General features: G+C 69.9%; 3 protein-coding genes and 1 riboswitch. Of the genes, 1 reads left to right on the top strand and 2 read right to left on the bottom strand.

Features of this window, described 5'->3' with window-relative positions; all coding sequences use genetic code 11:
* Positions 1–232: 232 nt before the first annotated feature.
* Positions 233–949, bottom strand: coding sequence for a glutamine amidotransferase (locus tag AB0C29_RS27700; protein WP_360825878.1), 717 nt, complete (start codon positions 947–949; stop codon positions 233–235).
* The gene (locus AB0C29_RS27695; RefSeq protein WP_360549016.1) at positions 939–2,159 is read right to left on the bottom strand and encodes a MurT ligase domain-containing protein; all 1,221 of its coding nucleotides are present in this window, start codon (positions 2,157–2,159) and stop codon (positions 939–941) included. The genes AB0C29_RS27700 and AB0C29_RS27695 overlap by 11 nt, the downstream gene beginning before the upstream one ends.
* A gap of 463 nt (positions 2,160–2,622) precedes the next feature.
* A riboswitch (cyclic di-AMP (ydaO/yuaA leader) is annotated at positions 2,623–2,804 on the top strand.
* Positions 2,805–2,810: 6 nt separating this feature from the next.
* Here AB0C29_RS27695 and AB0C29_RS27690 point away from each other — a divergent pair.
* Entirely contained in the window at positions 2,811–3,623 is an 813-nt protein-coding gene (locus AB0C29_RS27690) for a C40 family peptidase (RefSeq protein ID WP_360825876.1), read from the top strand.
* Positions 3,624–3,705 lie beyond the last annotated feature (82 nt).

The raw sequence follows: 3,705 nt of genomic DNA, 5'->3' as shown, positions 1-3,705 counted from the left end.
CCTGCAACGGCAGGACCGCGGCCGCCACGCCGAGTGCGGCGATGACGGCGGCGAGGATGCCGACGCGGCTGAGCCGGCGCCGCCAGCCGAGCGGGGTCGTCGGGTGCTGCGTGCTGACCTGAGGGTCCGTGGCGGGGGTGGTGATGCCCCGCGGGGCGATCAGGGTGTCAGTCATGCAGGCGTACCCCTAAGGTCTCGTCGGTCCAGGTCTGGTGATCGGCGCCTGCAGTGCTCAGGCGGCGCCTGCCGCGGCGAGCCGCTCGCCTCTGAGCCGGTCGGCCCAGGTGTCGTCGAGCGCTTGAAGACTATCCGCGCCGATCGCCCAGCGCAGTAGCAGATCGGCTATCGCTGGGTTGCGGGCCAGAGCCGGGCCGTGCGCGTAGGTGCCGAGGATCTTGCCGTGCCAGGCGCCCTCGGTCTGGCCGTCGTTGCCGATGCCGGCGGTCACCCGGGCCAGTGGGGCCACTCCGGGACCCAGGTGGGTCCGGCCGCCGTGGTTCTCGAATCCGGTCAACGGGGGCAACCCTAGCCGGGGATCGATGTCGCCGCGAACCTCGCCCACCGCGCGTGTCTCGCCCCGGTCCGAGCTCAGGTCGAGCAGGTCCAGGCCGGCACACTTGGCGCCCTTGGCGAAGAACGAGCTGCCGAACAGCTGGTAACCGGCGCACACGGCGAGCACGGCCGCGCCCTGGTGGACGGCCCGGTGCAGGCCGCCGTCGGCGATCAGCCGCTGGGCGGCCAGCGCCTGCGGGCCGTCCTCGCCGCCGCCGATCAGGTAGATGTCGGCGGTGGTGGGCATGGCCTGGTCCGAGCGGACCTCGTACGTCTCCACCGGGATGCCCCGCAGCGCCGCGCGGCGGCCCAGGATGAGCAGATTCCCCCGATCGCCGTACGTCGAGAGCAGGTCGGGGTAGATCCAGACGATCCGGAGGGTGCTCTCAGTTGACACGGTCCAACTCCGCTCGGATGTCCTGGAACGCCGTGTAGTTGGCGATCACTTCTAGGCGACCGGGCGGGCTGGCCTGCACCGCCTCGTCGAAGGTATGCACGTGCCGGAAGGCGACATCGTTCACTTCCAGCCGGACCGCCAGGTCGTAGGCCCGGTCGCCGGTGATCAGCACCTGCCGGCCGCGCAGCGGGGAGAAGTCGACGTCGTAGAGCCAGGACGTGTCGAAGCCGTCGGGGTCGCGGGCGTTGATCGACAGCAGGGTGGGGGCCACCTCGGCCATGTCGAACGCCTCGAGCCAGCTGGCCGGGTTCTTGGCCAGCAGCAGCCGGATGTTGCGGCCGTCGCGTTCCACCTGGGCGTAGCGGCCCGCCACCGAGGCGACGCCGGCCAGCCGGGGGACGGCCTCTATCGGGCGGACGCCGAACTCGGCGGCCACGGCCAGCGCGGTGGCGGCGTTGCCCAGGTTGACGTGCCCGGGCAGCTGGAGCTTGACCAGGTGCCAGTCGCCGCGGGGGTCGATGACGCCGTCGTCCTCGACGGTCCACTGGGCCTGCGGGCGGCGCAGCGGGCACCCGGTGCAGCGCCAGTCGCCGTTGGCCCGTTCGATCGGGGAGCCGCACTCCGGGCAGACGAACGAGTCGTCGTGCCAGCGCTGGCCGGCGCTGAACCAGACGACGTGCGCGGTGTTGACCGCCGCCCAGACCACCATCGGGTCGTCGGCGTTGGCGACCACGTGCACGTCGGGGTGGGCGGCCAGGGCGGTCCGCCACATCTGGGCCATCATGGCGACTTCCTTGGCCCGGTCGAGCTGGTCGCGCGAGAGGTTGAGCAGTGCCACCACCCGCGGGGTGGTCTCGTCGATGACCCGGGCCAGGTAGTGCTCGTCGACCTCGAGCACCGCGAACGGGGTGGCACCGGCCTTGGCCAGGGCCGAGGTGTGCCCGGTGGGCATGTTGGCGCCGAAGGAGTTGGTGGCGACCGGGCCCAGCACGCCGAGGGCGGCCGCGGTGAACCGGGTCGTGGTCGTCTTGCCGTTGGTGCCCGAGACCAGCGCGATCGCGCGGCCGGCGGCGAGGTTCTTCAGCAGGTCAGGATCGATCTTGAGACCGATCCACCCGCCGATCACCGAGCCGTCGCCGCGGCCGGCCGCCCGTGAGAGCGCCGCAGCGGTTCGCGACACGGAGGTCGCGACCTTGGCCCGTAGGGGCATCTTCCCGTCCGTCACGGCGACGAGGGTACCGGAAACGGACACTACGTCGAGTGGCCCCGGTGTCCGTCCGGGGGTGTCCGCCGCCGGGTTGCCCCCTCGGCCGAACGGATGATCTCCAGTACGCCGCCTGTCGCCGAGTTTGCGCCGGTGGGGGCGTTTACGGTCACATTCTCCCGACCTCGGTCCGGCCCATGATCGGCCCCGTCGGGCTTTTTGTGTGTTGTGTTTCACCCGTAACCTTCGACGTAAAGTGATCAGCCCATCACCTGGTGCACTGGCATTTGTCACGGCGTGGTTACAAACCGGACAGGGGTTCGCGTGCCAAATACTCTCCGTAGTCAATGGGGGTCCTGCACGTCACCCGGAAATCGGGTAGCAAGGACGAGCCGGTGAGCGACCGCTCGCCGCTCGCACCGCCTCGGACCACGCCGAGCCCTGCCCCGGTCCGGGCGGCGCGACCACACGTACGCGAACGACAACACAGGCATACGGGGGCAGGGACGGGGGACCCAGATTCGGTCCCACGGGGTACGCGCCAGTCGCGGCGTACCGCGGAGGATCTTGGGGTGAAGCCACCAACGGTGGCCGGGCAACCTTCCCGCCCGAACCCGACAGCTAACCTCGCAGGCGTGCCGGAGGGATCTCTCTACCGTGCACGAAAGCACCTCGCACCGGCGCCGTCGTACCGTTGGCACCGGTCCCATCGCTCTGTCCCTGGGTCTCAGCCTCGCGGCCAGCCAGCTGATCGGCACCCCGGCGGCCTCCGCCGCTCCGGCGCCCGTCACTGCGGCCGCGTCGGCAGCCGTCAAGCCCAAGCTCACGAACTCCTACAACAGGAGGTCGGTGAAGAAGGGTCAGACGGTCCGGGTCACCGCGAAGCTCATCAACCCGAAGACCGGCAAGGGCGTCAAGGGCGCCAAGGTCAGGCTGCAGATCCGCGGCGCCAAGGCGTGGAAGACCTGGGTCACCCGGTCGACCGACGCCAAGGGTGGCGTCTCGATTCTGACCAAGCCCGGCTCGTCGCTGTACTACCGCACCGTCTTCTCCGGCGGTAAGGGCTACACCGCGGTGCGCAGCGGTCAGACCAAGATCACCGTGCGCGTCACCCAGAACAAGGCGGCCAAGGTCCTGGCCGAGGCGGCCAAGCACAAGGGCGCGCCGTACAAGTTCGGTGCTTCCGGACCCAACCGGTTCGACTGCTCCGGCTACACCATGTACGTCTACAAGAAGGCCGCCGGCAAGAAGCTGCCGCACAAGGCCAACTCGCAGCAGCGGTACGGCAAGGCCGTCGGCAAGGGCAGCAAGAAGGCCGGCGACCTGCTGGTCTTCCGCTCCGGCTCCTACGGCACCCACGTCGGCATCTACGCCGGTGGCGGCTACATGTGGGCCGCACCGCACACGGGTGACAAGGTCAAGAAGCAGAAGGTCTACGGCAAGAACTACGTCGTGCGCCGCCTCGTCTGAGTTCCCTTCAGCGGTACGGTCACCGACAGCACCAGTAAGAGCAGTACGACAGTTCAGTGGGGCGCGACCCGGTACGGGTCGC

It is taken from the genome of Actinoplanes sp. NPDC048791 (assembly GCF_040650095.1).
Taxonomy (GTDB): domain Bacteria; phylum Actinomycetota; class Actinomycetes; order Mycobacteriales; family Micromonosporaceae; genus Actinoplanes.
The sequence above is the reverse complement of the archived record's forward strand: the minus strand, read 5'-3'. Positions and strand labels throughout refer to the sequence as shown.